The organism is Micromonospora sp. WMMC415 (assembly GCF_009707425.1).
GTDB lineage: Bacteria > Actinomycetota > Actinomycetes > Mycobacteriales > Micromonosporaceae > Micromonospora.
The window spans coordinates 1,084,216-1,104,916 of the sequence record NZ_CP046104.1; the positions used below are offsets into that span (position 1 = coordinate 1,084,216).

Sequence of the window (20,701 nt, forward strand, 5' to 3'; positions counted from 1 at the left end):
TGGTCTTGGCAGCGGGGGCGAAGTGGATCACCGATTCCAGCGGCAAGCATCGATGCTTGCGGGCGTTTGAGCGTGTCTGTCGATGGCACATCGGCGTGCGATCGAGGCGAGGGCAACAGCGGCAGGTTCAGGCGGCCTCCCCGAATCGGCCCTGGAGAACCTCATCCAGCAGGTCGAGGCGCTCGACATGGAGGACGTCGGCAAGAAGCTGGCCGTGCACAAGCACGGAGCTGACCAGCCACCGCGGCCACGGCCGGGCCCTCGGCGGCCACGGCGGCCAACCCGGGCGACTCGGGCGACCAGGAGTGACCGCCGGAGGGACCCCCGGGGGCCGCTGCATCCCGTAGCGTCACGACGCGATGGAGACCTTGACCACCCGCGGTCGCGCGGCCCGATTCGCCGCCACCGCACTCGGTCTGGCCTTGCTGGTGGCCGGCACCAGCTGGGGCACCGACGACCACTTCCCGTTCGGGCCGTTCCGGATGTACTCGACGTCGAACCCGCCGGACGCCCCGGCACCGGACACGCGGGTGGAGGGCGTCGATTCCACGGGCGCGGTGGTCGGCCTCGGCCAGGAGGCCACCGGCATCCGGCGGGCCGAGATCGAGGGGCAGCAGGCCCGCTACGTCGCCGACCCCGCGCTGCTCGCAGAGGTGGCCGACGCGTACGCCGAACGCAACCTCGGCGCGGCGAAGCTGGTCGAGGTCCGCATCGTGATCCGCTGGTACGGCATCCAGGAGGGGCGCCCGACCGGCCGCTGGACGGACGAGACCGTGGTCAGCTGGCGGGCGGGCCGATGAGCCGCTGGTTGACCGAGCCGGTCCCGCGCGGCCGGGTCGCCGCCTTTCGTACGCTGATCTATCTCTTCGTCGCCGCGGACCTGGTGGTCTTCACCCCGTGGGTGCGGACCCGGGTCGCGGTACCCGGCGAGCTCTACCAGCCGCTGCTGATCGGTCGGCTGCTGCCGCTGCCCACGCCGACCCCGGCGCTGGTCGCGGTGATCTTCTGGGTCCTGCTGCTGCTCGCCCTGCTCGCCGCCACCGGCCGGGCACCTCGACTGCTGGGCTGGTCGGTCTTCGCGCTCTACCTCGAGTGGATGATCGTCGCGATGAGCTACGGCAAGGTCGACCACGACCGGTTCGGCCTGCTCGTCGCCCTGGCCGTGCTCCCCACCGCCGGGCGTGCCCGGCACGGGGACGCCACCCGCACCGAGGCCGGGGGCTGGGCGTTGCGGGCCACCCAGATCGCGGTCATCTGCACGTACTTCCTGGCCGCCTGGGCCAAGGTGCGGTTCGGCGGGCCCGAGTGGCTGACCGGCTCGGTGCTGGCCCGGGCGATCATCCGGCGCGGCACCGAGCTGGCCGACCTGATCGCGCAGGTGCCGTACCTGCTGATCGTCGCCCAGTTCGGCATCGTCGCGTTCGAGCTGCTCAGCCCGGTGGTTTTCGTGCTGCGGGAACGCTGGCGGCTCGCCACGATCGGCTTCTTCTACTCGTTCCACCTGGTCACCATGGCGACCATCACCATCTCGTTCGCCCCGCACCTGGCCGCGATGACGAGCTTCCTGCCCCTGGAACGCGTCCGCCCGGTCGTCTGGGCGCGCCGGCTCCTCCGCCGACGCGACGGCGTCGACGCCGACCCGGAGGATGTGGCGGCCGAATACGTTCAGGCGTCCGCCGTGGGGCGGGCGGTCGGGCCGTAGAGGGATTCCCGCGCCTCCTGCGGCAACGAGCACGCGGCGGTGCCGCCGGGAAGCCGGTGCCGGTTGCGGGCCACCCAGCGGTACGTGGGCCAGGCGGCGGCGCGTACCGGAGGGAACCGGAGACCGGCACCGGCGACCCGCCAGAGGGGACCGCTGTCGCCAAGCAACCGAGCGATCGCGTCAGGCCCGGCGGCGCGGGACCCGTCGGCGCCGACCCACTGCACCGCCGCCTCGCACTCGGCCTCGGTCAGGCCGAGCGCGTCCAGGTCGGCGAACTGCCAGGGCACGACCCGCGCGTTGGTGGGGATCCGCCGCTCGATGAACTCGGCGGACTTCGTGCAGAAGGCGCAGTCCCCGTCGTATACGAACGTCGACCTCTCCATGCCCCCATCCTCCACATACCAGTGCTAACCGTGAAGGGCTGTTTCCTGGCGAGAAGATCACAGCGGTAGCCGAGCCGGACTACCGGCGGCAGTCGCACACCTTGCGCTTGCAGCGATCCTCGCTTGGATCACACGACCGGGAGGGTGCAGCGTCCTCGTCGATCAGCTCTGTGACGATCGGCGGGCGGCACTGGGCCCTGTAATGAGCCTGGTGCAGGCCGAGGAACTGCCGGTGTGGACCGGCTAGCGGTCCATCACGTAACGCGTGGCCGCGTGCCATCCATGTGCCAGCATCGCCCGGGTGTTCTCGCCACTGGCCTGTTCACCGCCCGGACGTCACCCGCACGGTCACCGGGCGCGTAGGTCGCAGTCGCACGCGGCCGCCGGAGGTCGCTCCGTGTTGGCCGGGCGGGATGGCCGCGCGGATCGGCGCTGTGCCGCCTCGGCAAGCAGCGTACGCAGTCCTTCGGCGAGGCCGGCACCCTCGGTGACGCGGCGGGCGAACGGCAGCCGGACGTCGGTGTGTCCGTGCGATGCTTCGGCGCGGAGCACCACGCCGTCGGCGTCGACCGCGACCGGTAGGACCCGCGTCGACCTGGCGGTCAACGCCGGATCGAGCAGTGTCGCGAGCTGGTCAAGGACGTCGCTGTGCCGCTGGGTGAGGTGCTGCAGGTGTACGGCTTCGACGGTGGCGAGCGGGTCCGGCCGCGCGGCACGATAGGCGCTGATGCTCACGGTGGCTTCGCCGCGATCGCGGGTGAGGCCGACCTGGACCGGTTCGACGGCCCACAGCGCGACGGGGGGTAGGTCGAGCAGGGACATGACGGTGTCGCTGTCGCACGAGTCCAGGCTCGCCGGGTCGAACCGGCGGGCCGTACCCAGCACCCGAACTCGGGCCCGTACCCGCGACCGTACGGCGACCGGGACGAGCTGCGTCACGTCGAGCCGTACCGCCCCCGGTCGACCGCGGGCGGCAACCAGCAGGCCGCCGGTCCGGGTCATCGCGTCAACCGCGAGGACCACCGTGCCGTCGGGTAGGACGGTGTGCGATCCGATGAGGTCGACGGTGGCGTCGTCAAGTCGGAGCCGCAGGGACGCGGCGGCGGACAGGGCGGAGCGCGCAGTCACGGCGCCCGCCGTCGACGCGTCGGTGGCGGGCGCCGCGTGCGCCAGGTCCGCTGGCCGCCCGGCCGGGTGGAGCGCCATGTCAGTCCCCTCGGCCATGAAGTGCAGGTGAGTTCGGCCTAGGAACGTGACTGTAGTAGGTAAGCCTTACCTTGCCAAGGCGGCGTCGTGCTGGGCCACCCTCGTCAGGCGGGCTGGTAGGTGAGGCAGTCGCTGGCGGTGGCGCCTGGACCGACGGTGATGGACTCGGCCGTGCAGGCGAGGTTGGTGTTGTAGACGCACTCGGAACGCGCGCATGCGCCCACGGAACCGGTCACCTCGGCGATCCCGCCCTGTACCGACGACTCCACGAACGTCGCGCAGGATGCGGCCGCACCCGTCGACGCGACGGTGATCGCCGGAGCGTGGCAGCCATTGTCGTTGAAACTGCACGCGGTGGCGGCGCATTCGCGGACCGGCGGCGACTGCAGCAGGGTTTTCATTGGTGCCTCCATATCGTGAGGGCCGCCGGGGTGGAGGAACGCCCCGGCTCCGCGTACTGGTCTGTCAGTCCCTCATTGCCACAGCGGCGAAAGGCAAACCTTCGCCGGTCGGCGTCCTGGAATCTATCCAGAATGACCAACACTGTAGCAACGAACCATCGTCCGCAGCGGCCCGTCGCCTTTCATCATGCGGAAAACGCCGTGCCGAATGAAGGTAGCCTTACCTTTCTTAGGTCAGTCTTGCTTTACCTGCCACAATCGGTGTACGGCTGATTACCGCGATTGAAACTGGGCAGCTATTGCCGGCTCCGACGAACAATCGTCAGGTGCCACATTCCAACATTTCATCGTCACCGCAGGGGCGTCGGTGTTCGCCCCTCGAGGCGGATGATGTGCTCGGCGAGTGCGGTCTCGGTGGGGTCGTGGCTGGCGATGACCACCGCCGCGCCGGCGGCGACGCGTTCGGCGAGCAGGTCGTGGACCTGTCGCCGGCTGCCGGTGTCGAGGGCGGTTGTCGGTTCGTCCAGGACGTAGATGTCGGCGTGCTGCACGAGCGTCTGCGCGATGAGGGTGCGCTGGCGCTGGCCGCCGGAGAGTTCGCGGAGCCGCCGGCGGGCCAGGTGGGCGATGTCCAGCCTCTGCATGATCTTCGCTACCGATGCGCGGTCGTCCCGGCTGAGGCGGTGGCGCAGGGTGAACCGTCCGATCTGCACACATTCGGCGACGGTCAGCGGCAGGGCGTCGATGTCGCTGGTGCGCTGCGGCAGCAGGGCGAGGCGGGTGCCCGGTCGACGGTGGACGCGTCCTTCGGTGGGCTGTGTGACGCCCGCCAGTAGGTGCAGCAGCGTGCTCTTGCCGGTGCCGTTCGCGCCGGTGAGGGCCAGCATGGATCCGGCTTCGGCCCGCAGGCTCACGTCGTGCAGGACGGGAACGTCGGCGTAGCGGAAGCCGATGTGCTCGGCGGTCAGGACATCGGCGCTCAACACATCCCCTTAACAACAATGGTTGTCATTTCAGTATAGTCGACCGGGTGATGTCGTCCCTGATCGAGCCGTTCACCGTCTCCTTCGTCGTCCGTGCGCTCGTCGGTGGCGTGCTGCTGGCCGCGGCGTGCGCGCTGGTCGGCGTGTGGGTGATCGCCCGCGGGATGACGTTCCTGGGGGAGGCGATGAGCCACGGCATGCTGCCGGGAGTGGCGATCGCGTCGATCGTCGGCGGGAACCTCGTGGTCGGCGCCGCTGCCAGCGCCTTCGCCATGGCGGCCGGGGTCAACGCCCTTCGGCACAGCCGGGAGTTCGGGCGGGACACCAGCATCGGGCTGCTGTTCGTGGGGATGCTTTCGGTCGGGGTCATCATCGTGTCGCACTCGCGGTCGTTCGCGACCGACCTGACGGCCTTCCTGTTCGGCGACGTACTCGCGATCCGGCAGCCCGACCTGCTGATGCTGGCCGCGGCCGTCGCCGTGGTCGCGGCGGTCACCGCCGCGTGCTACCGGCCGTTCCTCGCGTTGACCTTCGACCCACGTAAGGCCCGGACACTGGGTTTGCGACCGGACCTGGCCAACGCGGTGATGCTGGCGCTGCTGACCGTCACGATGGCGGTCGCCTTCAGCGTGGTCGGCACGCTGCTCGCCTTCGGCATGCTGATCGCGCCGTCGGCGGCGGCCATGCTGGTGGCGCGCCGGCTGCCCGCGGTGATGCTGGCCAGCTTCGTGATCGGCTCGGCCGCCACCCTGGTCGGCCTGTGGATCTCCTGGTACGCCGCGACCGCCGCCGGCGCCACGATCGCCGCCGTCGCCGTGCTGATCTTCTTCGCGATTCTCGGTGCACGCCGGGTCACGACCGCGCTGGGTCGACGCCGGGCGCCGGGCCCGAACCCCTCACTGGAAGGAATTTCGTGATCGTCACCAACGTCAGGGGCCTCGCCGCTGCCGCCGCCCTGGGTGTCACGCTCGCGGTGTCCGCGTGCGGCTCGTCGGGTGATCCGCCGGCCGCCGAGGAGACGCCGCACGGCTACGTCGCCGGTGCCGAGGAGGTGGCCGAGGCCCAGTCCGCCATCGCGTACCTGACCCGCGGGGCCCGGCGGCTGCACCTGCTCGATCTGGCCACCGGGTCGGAGAGGGAGGTCGGCCTCTCGCTCGGTGCGGAGCGGATCACCGAGGACGGCCGTTTCGTCTACGCCGACGACGGCAACCGAGAACTCGAGGTCGTCGACGCCGGCGTCTGGACCGTCGATCACACCGACCACGTCCACTACTACCGGGCGCCGGCCCGCTCGGTCGGCACTCTGACGCTCGACGCGCCGATAACCACGGTCGCCGGCTTCGAGGCCCACACCACCATCGGTACGGCCGACGGGATGGTCACCGTGCTCGACCGCCGGGAACTCGAAGCCGGCAAGGTCGCCACCCTCGCCACGATCGACTCTCGCAGCACCACCGCACTGGCCGTGCCGTACGCGGATCAGCTTCTCGTCGCCGTCGGCGACGATCCCGGCCGGCCGGCGAACCGGATCGTCGCGATGAACGAGCGCGGCGAACCGACCGGCGCCCTGGAGGCGCCCTGCGCGGCGCCGCGCGGCTGGGCGGTGTTGCGCGGCGGCGCGGTCATCGCCTGCGAGAACAGTCTCGTCCGCGTCAAGCTCGACGGCGAGAAGCTCACGGCCAAGACCCTGCCCAGCCCACGTGGCCCGGTCCCGACGGGCACGTTCGGGTACCGGCCGCGGAGCAACGAGGCGGCGGTCGCCGATCGTGCCGGCATCTGGTCGGTGAACGCGGCGAAGGCCACCCTGCGATACCTCCCGGCTGGAGGACGCCAGCTGGTGGCGGCGGCGTCACCGGCCGACGGTAGTACGGTGCTCGCCCTCGACCGGTCGGGCACGTTGATCAGCTACGACCTCGGGACCGGAAAGGTGCTCGCGCAGACGTCCGTGCCGGCCGCGAACCTGACCCTGGATGTCGACCGTGCCTACCTGGCCGAGCCGGCCGCCCGGCTCATCCACGAGATCGACTACCGCGACGGACTGCGCACCGCCCGCAAGCTGCGGGTCACCGAACGACCGGACCTCGTCGTGGAGGTCGGTCGATGAGGACCAGGAGACTCTTGGCAGCGCTCGTCGCCGCGGCTGCCCTGCTGGCCGGCGGCGCCGCCTGCACCTCGCCGACGCGGACTCGCATTGTCGTGACCACGAACATCCTCGGGGACGTCGTCGCGGAGATCGTCGGTGACCAGGCCGAGGTCAGCGTGCTCATGAAGCCGAACGCCGACCCGCACTCGTTCGCCATCTCGGCACGGGAGGCGCACGCCATGCAGACGGCCGACCTGGTCGTCTACAACGGTCTCGGCCTGGAGGAGGGCGTGCTGCACCAGGTGGAGGCGGCGAAGGCCGAGGGTGTTCCCACCGTGGAGGTGGGCGCGAGGATCGATCCGATGGAGTACCGGGACGGCGACGCCGCAGGGCTTCCGGATCCGCATTTTTGGACCGATCCGGCGCGCGTGGTCACCGCGGTGCGGCTGCTGACCGACGAGATCGTCAGGCATGTCGACGGCGTGGACGGCGGCGTCGTCCGCCGGCGCGCCGAGTCGTACGCGAACGAGGTCCGCGAACTCGACGCGAGGCTTGCCGAGCGTTTCGCCGCGATCCCGGCGGAGCGTCGGGTCCTGGTCACCAACCACCACGTCTTCGGCTACCTGGCCGACCGCTACGACCTCACGGTCGTCGGCGCGATCATCCCCAGTGGAACCACCCTGGCTTCGCCGAGCGCGTCCGACCTCGCCTCGCTGGTCACCGCCATCGAGACCCACCGGGTGCCGGCCGTCTTCGCCGACACCGCGCAACCCGCCCGCCTCGCCGAGGTCCTGGCCGCCGAGGCCGGCATCACGGTACGCGTCGTCGGGCTGTATTCGGAATCGCTCAGCGACGCGGACGGCGAGGCCGCCAGCTACCTGGCCATGATGCGCTTCAACGCCGAAGCGATCATCGGCGCCCTGAGCGGAACCTGACCCCTGGCGGCTTCGACATGCGGACCTCCGTGTAGGTTACTGAAAACGATTGCCAGTTGCACTAAAGAGAGGACGTTTCAGTGAACCGACCCAACAGCCGTGGTCTGGTCGCGCTCATGGCCGCATCGCTGGCGCTCGCCGCCTGCGGGTCCGAAACGACGGGCGAGAGTGGAGCCCCCTCCGCGTCGTCGGCCACCGCTTCGGTGAACGAGCCGGTGGCGGTCACCTACGAGGGCGGCATCCACGTGCTCGACGGCGAGACCCTGAAGGTGGCGCACACCGTCGCCCTCGACGGGTTCAACCGGATCAACCCGGCCGGCAACGACACCGGCGTCATCGTCTCCACCGAGGCCGGCTTCCAGGTGCTCGACGCGGCTGCCGGAAAGCTGACCGACATCACGTACCCCGGCGCGAAGCCCGGTCACGTCGTGCTGCACGGTGACCGCACCGTCCTGTTCACCGACGGCACCGGAGAGGTGCACAGCTTCGACCCGACGGGCCTCGCCGACGGCAAGCCCACCGGACGCCAGTACAAGACCGCCCAGCCGCACCACGGCGTGGCGGTCGAGCTGGGCGACGGCACCCTCGTGGTCACCCTCGGCACCGAGGAATCCCGCCCTGGCGCGATCGCGCTCGACAAGGACGGCAAGGAGATCGCCCGCAGTGAGGAGTGCCCCGGCGTCCACGGCGAAGCCGTCGCCCAGGGCGAGGTCGTCGGGCTCGGCTGCAAGGACGGGGTCCTGCTGTTCAAGAACGGCGCCTTCGTCAAGGTCAAGAGCGACCGGGCGTACGGTGCCGTCGGCACCCAGGTCGGCAGCGAGGCCTCGCCCGTCCTGCTCGGCGACTACAAGATCGACCCGGACGCCGAGCGTGAGTTCCCCGAGCAGTTCGCGCTCATCGACACCGCCACGAACTCCCTCAAGGTGGTGCCGATGCCCGAGGGCGTCAGCTACAGCTTCCGCTCCCTGGCCCGCGGCCCCAAGGGCGAGGGCCTGATCCTGGGTACCGACGGCAAGCTGCACGTCGTCGACCCCGCCGCCGGCACGATCACCAACGCGTGGCCCGTCGTCGCCGCCTGGAGGGAGCCGATGAAGTGGCAGGAGCCCCGCCCGGCCCTGTTCGTCCGCGGCGACACCGCCTACATCACCGAGCCGGCCGTGAAGAAGGTGCACCGGCTCGACCTCACCACCGGCAAGCTCGTCGGATCGGTGGAGCTGCCCGCGGTGCCGAACGAGATCAGCGGAACGCTGTCGACCCACTGACCTGGAGGCCCCCCGGCGGTAGCGGCCGTTCTGCCCTACCGCCGGGGAACTGGCAGTTCCGGCCGACAGGGAGGCACGCGGCACCGGACGAGCAGGCAGGGTTCCCCGACGGTAGCCGTCCATCCGACGATGCCAGCCGTCTGGTTCGATCATCGGATGGGCTACGCCGGTTCCTACACCTGGCAACTTCGGCAGTTGGTCGGGTCTCGACTGCTACTCATGCCCGGGGCGCAGGTCGTCCTCCTCGACTCGGCCGAACGCGTCCTGTTCCAGCGACGTCGTGACTCTGGTCTGTGGGAGATACCGGCAGGGGCGGCCGAGCCGGGAGGAAGCTTCGTCGGCACCGCCATCGACGAGGTCCGAGAGGAGACCGGACTGATAGTCGAAGGCTCCGATCTCGTTGCCTTTGGGTGCCTCTCTGAGCCAGGCGTTCACGTCATCACCTACCCCAACGGCGACCGCATGCACTGCTTCGCCATGTGCTTCGAAGCCCGACGATGGTCAGGAGTGATCGAGCCGGAGAGCACCGAGGTGCTCGACGTGGCTTTCGCTGATCCCGCTACACCGCCGGGCCCGCTGCAGGCACAGACCCGAGTTGTCCTGGAAATGCACGCCGCCTATCGCCTGACCGGCCGGTTCCAAGCCAGGTGATCTTTGGACTCATGGGCCATCCGCAGGCATGTCGGAACGAACACGCGGGCATCCGTAGCCCGGTTGCGTTCCTCGATGTAGGCCACGGTGATGACGTCGCCTCGCTGTGGCGATCCGCGCCAAGCCCACAGATTCGTTTCGTGGCCGGACGGCACCCGCACGCGGCCGACGGAACTGCGGGACGACACCATGAACGGTTCATGACGCTGATGGTGGGATGGCGTCACGCGCCGAGCATGGCATGACGAGCAAAGGCGTTGAGCTCGGCCGAGGTCAGTGTCGGCGGGGCCCGCGGCTGTCGGACCCTGCCGGCTCCCAGAGCTGGACCACATTGCCCTCTGGGTCGCGCAGGCTGGCGAATCTGCCGTTCGGGTATTCCTCAGGGTCGACCTCGACGTCGATACCCGCACCACGCAGCTGGCCGACCATCGCGTCCAGGTCGGCCACTCGGAAGTTCAGTGACCAGGAGTGCTCGGAACCGCCGAAGTGTTCGGAGTCCGCCGACATGGCGGCCAGGACGGTCGGGCCGGACTGCTGCCACCATGAGGAAACGTCGTACGACTCTGGCGCGAGATCAACGCCGAGGTGGGTGGCGTACCAGTGATTGATTCGGTCAGGGTCGTTGGCGCGGAAGAAGACCCCGCCGATGCCGGTAACCCGTTCCACAGCCCCTCCTGGATCCGAGACGCGTCTTGTTGTGCACCCCGCGGGCTGCGAGCCCGTCCGGGTGATCCCGGCGCGCCGCGATCGTGCCGCCGTCGCATGAACGCCGACCATGCTGGCGCGCCGTACTTGGGCGGCTGGTCGCTACGACGCCTGGCGGACGGGCATGTCGGCCAGCCAGACGTCGGCCAGGTCGCTGAGGGGGACGTCGAGGGCCTGGCTGAGGCAGACCACCGTGCCGAACGCCGGCGCGGGAAGGCGGCCCGCCTCGATCTTGCGCAGCGTCTCGGGGGAGATGCCGGCTGCCACGGCCACCTCGACGAGGCTTCGGCCGGCCCGCGCGGCCCGGAGGGCGGCTCCGAGGCGTTGGCCCGCTGCGATCTGTTCGGCGGTGAGTGGTTGGCGAACCATGCCAGCAGGATATCCCTCCGAGCCTCCCGACCCGGCGTGGTATAAAAATACCGCAGACCGAGGGGAGGCTGTCGTGATCGAGCTCAAGTCCGCCGAGGAGATCGGCCGGATGGCGGTGACCGGCCAGTTCGTCGGCGAGCTGCTCGCCGAGTTGAGCGACGTCGCCGCAGTCGGCGTCAACCTGATGGACCTCGAACACCACGCCCGCCGCCGGATCAAGGAACGCGGCGCCGAATCCTGCTACTGGGACTACGCTCCCTCGTTCGGCCGCGGCCCGTTCCGCAACGTGCTGTGCCTGTCGGTCAACGACGCGGTGCTGCACGGGCTGCCGCACGACTATGTCTTGCGGGACGGCGACCTGCTCAGCATCGACATGGCGGCCAGCATCGACGGCTGGGTCGCCGACTCCGCGCTCTCCGTCATCGTCGGCACCCCCGACCCGGCCGACCTGAAGCTGATCGAGGCCACCGAGGTCGCACTGGAGGCCGGCATCACCGCCGCCCAGCCCGGCGGCCGCCTCGGCGACGTCTCCGCCGCGATCGGCGAGGTCGCCCACGCCTACGGCTACGGCGTCAACGCCGAGTTCGGCGGCCACGGCATCGGCCGAACCATGCACGAGGCCCCGCACGTCCCCAACAACGGCCGCGCCCGCCGCGGCATGAAACTCGTCCCCGGCCTCACCATCGCCATCGAGCCCTGGTTCTGCCGCTCCACCGACAAAATCACCTTCGACAACGACGGCTGGACGATCCGCTCCGCCGACGGCTCCCGCACCGCCCACTCCGAACACACCGTCGCCATCACGGCTGCCGGCCCCCAGGTCCTGACCCGCCGCCCCGCTCACGGCGTCACCTCGGCCGACCCCACCAGGAAGCCCGCCACGGCCTCCTGACCCACTGCCCGCCTTGGGCGTGACACGCTGTGTTTCGCGGATGGGGGCGTTCAGGGCAGCGGGCCGTCGGTTCCCGACTTCGCGCTGCAGCAGTCCCGGATCAGCGCGATCACGGTGTCGGCCGTCTGGTCGAGATAGCTGCGACCATCGGGAAGCCGGGTCCCCGGGCTGATGTAGCTGTCCGGACCGACGTGGGTGGCCGGGTCGAGCCGGTGCACGGTGATCTTTCCTTCGCGGTCAGCACGGTTCCATCCGCTCCGGCGGAACAGTCGCCACCGCTGCGGGAAGATCCAGGTGCTCACTCGCTCGATCCAGTCGCCGGTGCTGGTGAGCCGGTAGAGGTGCCGGGCGTGGGAGATGTCGTTGGCGCCGTTGTGGAACCCGCCGAGAGTGATCAGCCAGAGCGGCGTGCGCAGCTGGGACCACAGCTCGTCCACCGCGCCGGTGGCGACCTGCGCGCCGCCGCTGTAACTGAGCATCACCACGGGGATGCCGCTGTCCCGCCGGTAGCCGGCGAGCCGGAGCTGGGTGGCGATCTGCGTTCCGACGGCACGGTTGTACAGGGGACGGTACCGGCGGTCGGCGGCGACGAAGATCTGCATCACGTTGTGCAGGAACAGCAGCAGCCCGACGTGGCGACGCACCCACTTCCACACCGGCCGGTCGGCTAGCGGGTGGGCCAGCGGGGAGTAGGGCTGCACCTGGCCCAGCACCCGGAGTTCCGGCGCGCCGTTGATCAGGCACTTGACCAGTCGGCCGCCGTCACGGGTGTCGTGGAAGCGGCGTTTCCCGATGCCGTCCAGATAGACGAGGTAGGCGTCCGGTGGGCGGTCCGGGTCCGCGCCCCGGGCGTACGGCATGCCGGTGGGGAGGTCGGTGGTGGGAGCCCGCCAGCCTGCGGCATAGGCGAGCACCTCGTAGCGGGCGAGCAGAGCCTCGGCGAGCAGGACCGGTCCGAGCCCGGCGAGCAGCAGCAGGAGCGCGAACTCGATCATGTCGCTGGCTTCGGTGCTCTTGTCGTTTGGAGCCACACGACCAGTCGGCGGACGCCCTCGACGGCAACGGCGAGGCCGACCCCTGCGACGGCTACACAGCCGGCTGCGTCCCACCAGTCGATCCCGGCCACCGTGGCGAGCGCACCGGCGAGGCCGGCCCCCACTCCCAGCATGAGCACGAAGTGCAGCAGCGGCCCGAGCAGCGGGAACGCGAGGACCGCGGCGAGCAGCAGCGGGGCGGCCAGGCCCGGTGTCCAGACCAGCGCGGCCTCGTCGGGCGGTTCGGAGGGTGCCGCGGTCAGCACCAGCTCGGCAAGGGTCCACGCGGACAGCGGCCAGAGCGCGAACACCGCGCCGTCGACCACCGCGCCGGCCAGCATCAACGCGATCACCCTGGTGCGCGACGCGCCGGACAGACGGGCCACCACGGGTACCAGACGGCCGGCGGCCTCGGAGAGCCCGGCGAACAGCAGAAGGATGGCGACGAAGGGGGACATCGGTCAGCCCTGCCGTCGCAGGTCGCCGGATCCCGACCGAGTGAGCGTCCCGGCCTGCTGCGCATAGCGTTCGAGCTCGTCGGCGGCGCGCGAATAGCCGCCGGCCTGACGCTGGGCAGCCTGGAGGGTGCTCGCGGCGGCGCGGAACCGGGGCTCGTCGAGCAGACGTCGGGCGGTGGCGCGTACGACGTCCACGGTGACGTCCTCGGTGCGGATCGAGAGGCCGGCACCGAGTTCGACGATGCGGGAAGCCACCAACATCTGGTCGGCGCCCTGCGGTACCACCAGCATGGGGACGCCGGCGTACAGGGCCTCGTTGACGCTGTTCACCCCGCCGTGGGTGACGAACAGCGCCGCGCGGGCCAGCACCTCCGGCTGCGGTACGGACCGGTGGGCGATCACGTTGGCCGGCAGCGGGCCGAGCGCGGCGGGATCGGTGTTCCCGGTGGAGACGATCACGGTGCCGCCCAGCGGGGCGAGCGCGTCGGCAAGGCCGCGCAGCAGTTGCGGGTCGGCCTTGAATACCGTGCCCAGCGAGGCGTACAGCACCGGATCCCGCAGTCGGTCGATCGGGAACGACGGGTCGGCCGCGCGGGCACCGACACTCGGGCCGACGAACCGGTAGGACTGGTCGAAACTGTCGGCCTCCGGGTGGAACGCCCGCGAGGTGTAGACGAGGTTCAGCGGCTGACGGATGTTCGCCAGGTCGATCAGGGGCACCCCACGCGTGTCGTACCGGCGGCGCAGCTCCCAGCGCGACTTCAGGTACCCCCCGGCGTGGCGGGGTCGGGCCGCCGCGGCGGCCAGCAGCTCCCAGGAGGCATGGGTGGGGCTGGGCACGTGTCGGTTGAACGCGAACGTGGTGAACGACGAGGCCGCCGGCACGTCGAGTTCCCGGGCGGCCACCGGCCCCCACGGGCAGAGCGAGTCGTGCACGATCAGATCGGGCCGGGTGCCGCGCAGATCGGTGAGGACGGCGGGCAGCACGCGTACGGCGGTGCGCGCGAGCTGTTCCATCACCGTGACCGGCGTGGGCGGGCCAGCGAGCGGTACGTCGTCCCCGGAGTAGAGGAGCACCCGCGCGCCGGTGGCCGCGATCTTCTCGGCGTGGGCGGGCGTCGTGTGGTAGGTGACGGCGTGGCCACGACGGACAAGCTCGGCCACGACCGGCAGTGTCGGGTTCACGTGCCCGTGCATGGCGATGTTGAGGAATGCGACTGAGCTCATCGGCCGACCCTCGACAGGCGAGGAGTCAGCGCCCGGCAACACGTAACGACCACGATCCGCCTTTCTCGGTCACAGCGTAGACGCTGCCGGACGGCGGAGTGCCGTGGACCGGGTACTCGTCGGTTTCCGCAGGCAGGGTGGGAGTCGGGGCCGTTGCCGACCGGTCAGAGGTGATCGAACAACGGGGGGAGGACCAGGACCACGATCCAGGCCCACACCGCGTACACCGGCAGGTACCCGGTCTGCCACCGCTCGAGTGCGGCGAACGGCGTACGACGGCGGACGAAACCCAGCACCAGCCACGCCGACCACGCGAGGTTGGCCAGCAGGACGACGTTCTCCCCGAGGGCCGCCGCCTTGTTGGGGGTGGTGCCGTACTCGGTGATGCGCCCGGTGATCTCCACCAGCACCAGCACGTCGATGACCAGCGCGCTGACCACGAGGGCGAGCTGGAGCCGGTCGAACAGGCCGGGCGGAGCCAGCGGGTCGCGGGCGGAGATCGAGTAGAGCAGCAACCCCAGCACGACGACCAGCAGAAGGTCGAACAGGATCAGCGCTTCCCGCTCGACGTCGATGCCGGCGTTGGTCACGACGAGGGCCACGAGGAAGGCCAGCAGCGCAGCGGTGAACAGGGGGGTGAACAGTCGGGTGAGCACGGGGGCGATGTTCTCGACGACACTCTGCTTGGCCTCGACGAGCCACCCGGCCACCACCAACGCGGCCGCGGCACCGCAGGGCAGCAGCCACTGTGAGATGAAGTACTCCGGGGAGACCCCGATGGCCTCGAACGTCCCGAACATGAACGCGACCAGCACGCCCCCACCGAGGGCCATGAGGACGTAGTAGATGAAGCATTCGCCGGTGAAGCGGATGAAGTCCATGCGTCGGCGCGACGAGCGCAGGTCGTCGGCCACGTAGGCGAGACCGACGACGAACCACAGGGCGATGGGGAGATGGATGCTGGTCAGGACCAGCGACTGGGAGTCGTCCCGGAGCGGGTAGGCGTTGGCCGCCACGGCGCCGAGCGCGAACAACGCCACCAGGACACCGATCAGCGCCTTCGTGGCCTGACGGCGCCACGCCAGGAAGGCCGCCAGCCAGGGCAGTGCGAACAGGGCGGCGTTCGGGCCGTAGAAGGAGCCGTCCTCTTCGAGGCTCATCCCGAACAGCTCCGGCACCTTGACCGACGCCGCCGCGCCCGCTGCGCAGACGACCATCGCGAGCAGGTCACGGCGTGACCGGGTGGCCGCCACCGGGTTGTCGGTGTCGCCGGTCAGCACCAGTTGCTTCCACAGCCGTTCCGAATGCTCCCGGGCGAACTCGCGGGACAGGTCGTCGAGGCTGCCCATGCGTTTGACCGCGACCAGGAACGCCTCGTCGGCGCGCAGGCCGACGCCGACCAACTCGTCGACGGAGCCCCGGAGGTGGTCCTCGAGTTCCTCGGCGTCGGCCCGCTGGAGTTCTCGCCGGCGCTGCACGTACTGGCGCCACTGCGCGAACTGGGCCTCCAGGCCGTCCTGACTGTCGGCGGTGGTCATGCCGGCCCTCCTACGGGGATCGCCCCGAACGGCCTGGAATCCCCGGGGCCGTGCCAGATCTCCTTGAGCGCGCTCACCACCGTGTCCCACTGGCGGCGTTGCTCGGCAAGCTCGGTCCGGCCCTTGCCGGTGATGTGGTAGTACTTGCGCCGCCGCTCCCCCGTCACCGACTGCCAGTTCGACTCCACGTAGCCGAGGCGCTCGAGCCGGTGCAGCAGCGGGTAGAGCAGTCCCTCGGTCCAGTCGAGTTCTCCCCCGGACAGCTCGTTGATCCGTCTGAGGATGGCGTAGCCGTAGCTCTCCCCCTCGGAGAGGATGCCCAGCACCAGAGGTGTGGCCGAGGCGGCGACCAGATCCTTGGTGACCCTCATGAGACCTCCGAGCCGTAACCCTAGAACTGCAATGCATAGTAGTCCTAGGTATCGGCGCGGCGCCAGGCGGTGCGGCGACGCACGATTTTCCGAGGTGCGCACGTTGGAAGGTGCGCGGTCCGCGTACGCCGGCCGACGATGAGGGCTCTCGTGCGTGCCGTGACCGGGGAGGCGCTGGGATGGAGCCGTTCCGTATCGAGATTCCGCAGGCCGAGATCGACGATCTGCGCCGGCGCCTCGCCGACACCCGCTGGCCGCCCGAGCCGGGCGTCGACGGTTGGGAACGCGGCGTGCCCCAGGGGTACCTGCGGGAGCTGACGGAGTACTGGCGGTCCGGGTACGACTGGCGGGCGGCCGAGGCGGAGCTGAACCGGTACCCCCAGTTCCGCACCGAGATCGACGGCGCCACCGTGCACTTCCTGCACGTCCGGTCCCCCGAGCCGGACGCGACGCCGCTCGTCCTCACGCACGGCTGGCCGGGCAGCTTCCTGGAGTACGTCGACCTCATCGGGCCGCTGACCGATCCGCGTACCCACGGCGGCGATCCGGCGGACGCGTTCCACGTGGTGATCCCGTCACTTCCCGGGTACGGCTTCTCCAACCCCCTCACCGAGACCGGATGGGGTGTGCCCCGCATCGCCCGGGCGTGGGCGGAGCTGATGAGCCGGCTCGGATACGACCGCTACCTGCCGCAGGGCACCGACTTCGGGTCCTGGGTGACGGTCACCCTCGCCGCGACGGACGCCCGGCACGCGATCGGCGCGCACGTCAACTTCCTCATCACGCCTCCTCCCGGCGACCCTCGGGAGCTGGGCGCGCTCGACGAGGACACCGGCCGGCGGCTGGCCCGGCTGGGGCGATTCCTCGCCGAGGAGTCCGGCTACATGAAGCTCCAGGCGACCCGGCCGGTCACCGTCTCGTACGCGCTCACCGACTCGCCCGTCGGGCAGCTCGCCTGGATCGTCGAGAAGTTCAAGGAGTGGACCGACTCCGGCAAGAGCCCCGAGGACGCCGTCGACCGGGACCGGCTGCTCACCAACGTCTCGCTCTACTGGTTCACCCGCACTGCGGGCTCCGCGGCCCAGCTGTACTTCGAGACCGCCGACATGCTCCCCGTCAGCGACGCGCCGCGACGGCAGCCCCCGGTGCCGGTGCAGTTGGGGGTGGCGGTGTTCCCGCACGACCCGTCGCAGCCCGTCCGGGCCTGGGCCGACCAGGCGTTCCCGAACATCGTGCGGTGGACCGAGTACGAGCGGGGCGGCCACTTCCCCGGGCTGGAGCAGCCCGGCCTGCTGGTCGACGACATCCGCCAGTTCGCCCGGGCTCTCGGCCGCGGCTGACGCACGGCCGAGCAGGCCCGGCCGCGACCGGGCGGGCGCGGCACCGGCACCGCAGGGACAGCTCGGACCACACGCGGGAACCGCCTGACCGGACGGCGCGCCGGCGTACGCTCACGCGCCCGGCGCGCCGGTCTGCCGGGCCTCGGCGACCGCCGCCTCGACAGACCGCTCGGCCGCCGTGGTGCGCTGCACCACCTGCACGAGGACCTGCTTGACGCTCTCCAGCCCCTGTAGCAGCGGCCCCGGCTGCCCGCCCTGCAGGACCAGCGTCACGAGCCGCTGCGCGTCGCCGACCTGGCTGACGGTCGCGCTCGACGCCGCCCGCGCGCCGACGATGCCGTCCCGCACCGGGCCCAGCCCGGCGACCGTTTCTTCCGGGGTGGCCTCACGGGGAACGGCCGCCGTCGCCGTCGCCGCCTCACCGATCGACGTGGCGAGGCCGCTCAGCCGCCCCTGGACGGCGGCGATCGCACCGCGTACCCGTGTCATTCCCGCCGCGACCGCCGCGAAGCCGGCGCCGGCGGCGCGGAGCGCGACCTCCTGGGCCTGCTGGTCGGCGGTCGCGGTCAGCGCCTGCGCCCGCTCGACGCCGGCCGACAGGGTACGGAGCTGGACGGTGATCTTCTCGATGTGCGACACGGACGGGTTCCTCCAGTGCACGACGGGTGACGACGGACGCTCCACAGACGACATCGGGGCTGCGGCGGCGCTGTGCCCGTTGGTAGTCTCGCGCGTCCTGGGGAGAGACGGAAACGGACCGTGGGGTGATGGGCATGGGGGGCATCGATCCGTCCGGGTTGGGCCGGTCGCTGGAAGAGGCGATGCGGCTGCTGGGCCAGGCCACCGGCGCCGGCACGGTGCAGCCGGGCGGGCCGGAGAACCCACCGGCCGCCGAGGAGATGGTGGGCCGCGGTGCCGGCGGGGACGGTCTGGTCGAGGCGGAGGTCTCGGCGTTCGGCCGGCTGGAGTCGCTGGTGATCGACCCGAGCCTGCTGCGTGCCGGCACCAGCGCCATCGCCCAGTACGTGGTCGAGGCCGTACGAGCGGCGCAGGACGACGAGCGGACCCGGCGCGCCGAGACGCTCGGTGCGGCGGCGGCACCGGACACGGCCGCTCTGGCCCGGCAGTTGGAGCGCGTCTCGGAGGAGGCGTTCCGCGGGTTCGACCGGATGATCAGCGACCTCGACGCCGCCACCCGGCGGATCGACCGGCGGTGAACCCATGTCCGACGGGATCCAGGTCGACGTCGCGGCGTTGCGCGCCGCGGCCGGATCGCTCGAGGCCACGGGCCAGCAGCTCGGCGCGGAGGTGGCCAGCCTCGAAGGCACCGTCACCGGCTCGGGCAGCCCGTGGGGCTCCGACGAGGCGGGGTCGCTCTTCGGCGCCGTCTACGTCGAGGTGCTGACGCAGGCGCTCGACGTCTACCGGTCGATGGCCGACCAGCTGCTGGAGGTCGCGGGGAACCTCAACCACGGCGCGGACGCCTACGAGGCGATCGAGACCACGAACGCGGAACTCTTCAACCGGATGGAGCTGCCCGGTGGGTATGCAGCTGCCCCCTGAGCTGGCGGAGGCCCTGGGCTGGGTCGGCTTCACCTGGCCGACCGCCGACGAGGAACTGCTGTTCGAGGCGTCGCAGATGTGGTTCGCGTTCGCCGGGCGGCTGCGTACCGCCGTGGGGGACGCGGAGAAGGGCTCGTCGCAGGTCTTCGGCGTCAACAGCGGCGACGACGTCCGGGCGTTCGAGCAGGCCTGGCGGGGCGAGGAGGGCCCGCCGCGCCGCATGGAGGACGGCGCGCAGGCAGCCGAGCTGATCGGCATGGCCCTGCTCGTGATGGCGATCATCACGCTCACGCAGAAGATCCTCGTGATCATCCAGCTGACGATCCTCGTGGTGCAGGTGGCGATCGCGCTCGCGGCGGCGGCGCCCAGCCTCGGCGCCTCACTCGCCCAGATCCCGGTCGCGATCGGCGTCGCCCGGATGGCGATCCAGCGGATCGTCAAGGAGGTCGTGGAGCGGGTCGTCAAGGAGATCATCCCGCAGCTGCTGAAGCGGGCGAAGCGACTGCTGCGCCGGTTCACCGGGAAGGGCCGCGGCCCCGGCGGCGCCCCGAAGCCGGGCATCCCCGGCCCGCACATGACACCCCGCTACCACAACACGAAGCCGATGCTCGACAAGTACCGAAACGAGCATCTTCCCGGCGGCTTCTTCCCGACGCCGGTGCGCCGGCTCACCCCGGAACAGTTGGAGGAGCATCGGGTCTTCTTCGACGGTGACGGGATCCTGCGCAGCGCCAAGGACGGCACACCGTACGACACGTCCGCCTCGAGCACCGTCTTCAGCGGCAACGGCCAGGCGATCTTCGTGATGGACCGCAACGGCAACATCTACGCGTCCACTTACCAGAAGGTCGGCGACTTCCACCACTCCACGCTCGGCAACGGCCAGCCCGTGGCGGCGGCGGGTGAGCTGGTCGTCCGGGACGGTAGGGTCCAGCTCGCGACCGCGCGGAGCGGCCACTACCAGCCCGACGCGAGCCACATGGCCAATCTCGACGCCGAGTTCAAGCGCAACGGCCTCGGCGACGTCCCGATCCACAGCTGGGACGGCAGCCGGATCTTCTAGGGGAGACAGCGGAACATGGGCACGGAGAACTGGAAGGGCCACGTCAACGGGATCCTCTACGGGATCCAGTTCGACCCGGCCCTCGACGACGCGGTGGTCACCCGGGTCGCCGACGGGGTGGTCGGCGGGCTCTACCCCGGTGACCCCGCCGAGACCCTGGGCGCGCTCACCGAGGCGCTGCGGTACCAGGGGCCGCTCAACGACCAGGTCGAGGCGCCGCACAGCGAGGAGAGCATCCGCGCGTTCCTCGGCCGGCTCTCGGTGGCCCTCGCGGCCCGCGCCTGACCACTCGGGCCTGACCCGTCCCCGGCGGAAACAGCGGGCTACGACGGAACCACACCGGCAATGTGTGTTTCTCGGGAACACCTGCCTGCGAAATTCGTCATATTCGACCGCCATCAATGTAGCCTCGAAGGTTGTCGCAGCTCAACCGGCCCCGAATTGGCGGTCGGCACACCGGACGATGATCGGGAATGGCTCCGCGGCACATTCGGGGAGCCACTCCGCGCCGCCATTCTGGTCCCGCATCCGTCGG

Annotated in this window: 25 protein-coding genes and 1 pseudogene; 14 read left to right on the top strand and 12 right to left on the bottom strand. The window is 70.6% G+C overall.

Annotation, left to right across the window (positions count from 1 at the left end; genetic code table 11):
* Positions 1-121 precede the first annotated feature (121 nt).
* From GKC29_RS05330 to GKC29_RS05340, 3 genes and pseudogenes are all read left to right on the top strand, one after another.
* Positions 122-226: pseudogene (locus GKC29_RS05330) on the top strand (thiol reductase thioredoxin); the annotation flags it as partial.
* Positions 227-359: 133 nt separating this feature from the next.
* A complete protein-coding gene (locus GKC29_RS05335) occupies positions 360-800 on the top strand; it encodes a hypothetical protein (RefSeq protein ID WP_155334000.1) in 441 nt (146 codons plus the stop codon).
* A complete protein-coding gene (locus GKC29_RS05340; protein ID WP_155333999.1) occupies positions 797-1,702 on the top strand; it encodes an HTTM domain-containing protein in 906 nt (301 codons plus the stop codon). The genes GKC29_RS05335 and GKC29_RS05340 overlap by 4 nt, the downstream gene beginning before the upstream one ends.
* Here GKC29_RS05340 and GKC29_RS05345 read toward each other — a convergent pair.
* From GKC29_RS05345 to aztA, 4 genes are all read right to left on the bottom strand, one after another.
* Complete coding sequence (locus GKC29_RS05345; protein WP_155329757.1) at positions 1,666-2,085, bottom strand: thiol-disulfide oxidoreductase DCC family protein; 420 nt, start codon at positions 2,083-2,085, stop codon at positions 1,666-1,668. The two genes, GKC29_RS05340 and GKC29_RS05345, sit on opposite strands and share 37 nt — an antisense overlap.
* 348 nt (positions 2,086-2,433) lie before the next feature.
* Positions 2,434-3,291 (bottom strand): DUF2470 domain-containing protein, encoded by an 858-nt coding sequence (locus tag GKC29_RS05350; RefSeq protein WP_230688929.1) that lies wholly within the window; start codon positions 3,289-3,291, stop codon positions 2,434-2,436.
* Positions 3,292-3,395: 104 nt separating this feature from the next.
* The gene (locus GKC29_RS05355; RefSeq protein ID WP_155329758.1) at positions 3,396-3,692 is read right to left on the bottom strand and encodes a DUF1540 domain-containing protein; all 297 of its coding nucleotides are present in this window, start codon (positions 3,690-3,692) and stop codon (positions 3,396-3,398) included.
* Between the two features lie 350 nt (positions 3,693-4,042).
* Entirely contained in the window at positions 4,043-4,678 is a 636-nt protein-coding gene (gene aztA, locus GKC29_RS05360) for a zinc ABC transporter ATP-binding protein AztA (protein WP_155329759.1), read from the bottom strand.
* Positions 4,679-4,725: 47 nt separating this feature from the next.
* On the opposite strand from aztA, the gene aztB reads away from it, so the two are divergent.
* From aztB to GKC29_RS05385, 5 genes are all read left to right on the top strand, one after another.
* A complete protein-coding gene (aztB, locus tag GKC29_RS05365; RefSeq protein ID WP_155334002.1) occupies positions 4,726-5,592 on the top strand; it encodes a zinc ABC transporter permease AztB in 867 nt (288 codons plus the stop codon).
* Positions 5,589-6,779 carry a hypothetical protein gene (locus tag GKC29_RS05370; protein WP_155329760.1) on the top strand — a complete coding sequence of 397 codons (1,191 nt, stop codon included), beginning with the start codon at positions 5,589-5,591 and terminating at the stop codon, positions 6,777-6,779. Before aztB ends, GKC29_RS05370 begins: the two co-directional genes overlap by 4 nt.
* On the top strand, positions 6,776-7,693 hold the full coding sequence (aztC, locus tag GKC29_RS05375; RefSeq protein ID WP_155329761.1) for a zinc ABC transporter substrate-binding protein AztC: 918 nt from the start codon (positions 6,776-6,778) through the stop codon (positions 7,691-7,693). Before GKC29_RS05370 ends, aztC begins: the two co-directional genes overlap by 4 nt.
* A gap of 80 nt (positions 7,694-7,773) precedes the next feature.
* Positions 7,774-8,955 carry a zinc metallochaperone AztD gene (aztD, locus tag GKC29_RS05380; protein ID WP_155329762.1) on the top strand — a complete coding sequence of 394 codons (1,182 nt, stop codon included), beginning with the start codon at positions 7,774-7,776 and terminating at the stop codon, positions 8,953-8,955.
* A gap of 129 nt (positions 8,956-9,084) precedes the next feature.
* A complete protein-coding gene (locus tag GKC29_RS05385; protein WP_230688930.1) occupies positions 9,085-9,606 on the top strand; it encodes an NUDIX domain-containing protein in 522 nt (173 codons plus the stop codon).
* Between the two features lie 273 nt (positions 9,607-9,879).
* Here the strand turns inward: GKC29_RS05385 and GKC29_RS05390 are convergent, their stop codons facing one another.
* Both GKC29_RS05390 and GKC29_RS05395 read right to left on the bottom strand, forming a co-directional pair.
* Positions 9,880-10,272, bottom strand: a complete 393-nt coding sequence (locus GKC29_RS05390) for a VOC family protein (protein ID WP_155329763.1) — start codon at positions 10,270-10,272, stop codon at positions 9,880-9,882.
* 141 nt (positions 10,273-10,413) lie between these two features.
* The gene (locus GKC29_RS05395) at positions 10,414-10,680 is read right to left on the bottom strand and encodes a helix-turn-helix domain-containing protein (protein ID WP_155329764.1); all 267 of its coding nucleotides are present in this window, start codon (positions 10,678-10,680) and stop codon (positions 10,414-10,416) included.
* Positions 10,681-10,753: 73 nt separating this feature from the next.
* Between GKC29_RS05395 and map the strand changes: the two genes are divergently transcribed.
* Positions 10,754-11,572 (top strand): type I methionyl aminopeptidase, encoded by an 819-nt coding sequence (gene map / locus GKC29_RS05400; RefSeq protein WP_155329765.1) that lies wholly within the window; start codon positions 10,754-10,756, stop codon positions 11,570-11,572.
* Between the two features lie 50 nt (positions 11,573-11,622).
* Here the strand turns inward: map and GKC29_RS05405 are convergent, their stop codons facing one another.
* The 5 genes from GKC29_RS05405 to GKC29_RS05425 all read right to left on the bottom strand — a co-directional run bounded on the left by GKC29_RS05405 (position 11,623) and on the right by GKC29_RS05425 (position 16,200).
* Positions 11,623-12,603: a hypothetical protein gene (locus GKC29_RS05405; RefSeq protein ID WP_230688931.1), complete on the bottom strand. Its 981-nt coding sequence runs from the start codon at positions 12,601-12,603 to the stop codon at positions 11,623-11,625.
* Positions 12,564-13,064, bottom strand: a complete 501-nt coding sequence (locus GKC29_RS05410; RefSeq protein ID WP_155329767.1) for a hypothetical protein — start codon at positions 13,062-13,064, stop codon at positions 12,564-12,566. Before GKC29_RS05410 ends, GKC29_RS05405 begins: the two co-directional genes overlap by 40 nt.
* Before the next feature lie 3 nt (positions 13,065-13,067).
* A complete protein-coding gene (locus GKC29_RS05415) occupies positions 13,068-14,291 on the bottom strand; it encodes a macrolide family glycosyltransferase (RefSeq protein ID WP_155329768.1) in 1,224 nt (407 codons plus the stop codon).
* 164 nt (positions 14,292-14,455) lie between these two features.
* The gene (locus GKC29_RS05420) at positions 14,456-15,829 is read right to left on the bottom strand and encodes a permease prefix domain 1-containing protein (RefSeq protein ID WP_155329769.1); all 1,374 of its coding nucleotides are present in this window, start codon (positions 15,827-15,829) and stop codon (positions 14,456-14,458) included.
* Positions 15,826-16,200, bottom strand: coding sequence for a PadR family transcriptional regulator (locus GKC29_RS05425; RefSeq protein ID WP_155329770.1), 375 nt, complete (start codon positions 16,198-16,200; stop codon positions 15,826-15,828). Before GKC29_RS05425 ends, GKC29_RS05420 begins: the two co-directional genes overlap by 4 nt.
* A gap of 179 nt (positions 16,201-16,379) precedes the next feature.
* Here GKC29_RS05425 and GKC29_RS05430 point away from each other — a divergent pair, with 179 nt between their 5' ends.
* Positions 16,380-17,540 carry an epoxide hydrolase family protein gene (locus GKC29_RS05430; RefSeq protein ID WP_155329771.1) on the top strand — a complete coding sequence of 387 codons (1,161 nt, stop codon included), beginning with the start codon at positions 16,380-16,382 and terminating at the stop codon, positions 17,538-17,540.
* Positions 17,541-17,651: 111 nt separating this feature from the next.
* Here the strand turns inward: GKC29_RS05430 and GKC29_RS05435 are convergent, their stop codons facing one another.
* Positions 17,652-18,179, bottom strand: a complete 528-nt coding sequence (locus tag GKC29_RS05435) for a DUF6244 family protein (protein WP_155329772.1) — start codon at positions 18,177-18,179, stop codon at positions 17,652-17,654.
* Between the two features lie 134 nt (positions 18,180-18,313).
* Between GKC29_RS05435 and GKC29_RS05440 the strand changes: the two genes are divergently transcribed.
* From GKC29_RS05440 to GKC29_RS05455, 4 genes are read left to right on the top strand one after another with little or no spacing between them, the layout of a single operon-like run.
* Positions 18,314-18,757, top strand: coding sequence for a YbaB/EbfC family nucleoid-associated protein (locus GKC29_RS05440; RefSeq protein ID WP_196255814.1), 444 nt, complete (start codon positions 18,314-18,316; stop codon positions 18,755-18,757).
* A gap of 4 nt (positions 18,758-18,761) precedes the next feature.
* The gene (locus GKC29_RS05445; RefSeq protein ID WP_155329774.1) at positions 18,762-19,103 is read left to right on the top strand and encodes a WXG100 family type VII secretion target; all 342 of its coding nucleotides are present in this window, start codon (positions 18,762-18,764) and stop codon (positions 19,101-19,103) included.
* A complete protein-coding gene (locus tag GKC29_RS05450) occupies positions 19,081-20,166 on the top strand; it encodes a hypothetical protein (protein ID WP_155329775.1) in 1,086 nt (361 codons plus the stop codon). Before GKC29_RS05445 ends, GKC29_RS05450 begins: the two co-directional genes overlap by 23 nt.
* A gap of 15 nt (positions 20,167-20,181) precedes the next feature.
* Positions 20,182-20,451 carry a hypothetical protein gene (locus GKC29_RS05455; RefSeq protein ID WP_155329776.1) on the top strand — a complete coding sequence of 90 codons (270 nt, stop codon included), beginning with the start codon at positions 20,182-20,184 and terminating at the stop codon, positions 20,449-20,451.
* The last annotated feature ends 250 nt before the right edge of the window (positions 20,452-20,701 follow it).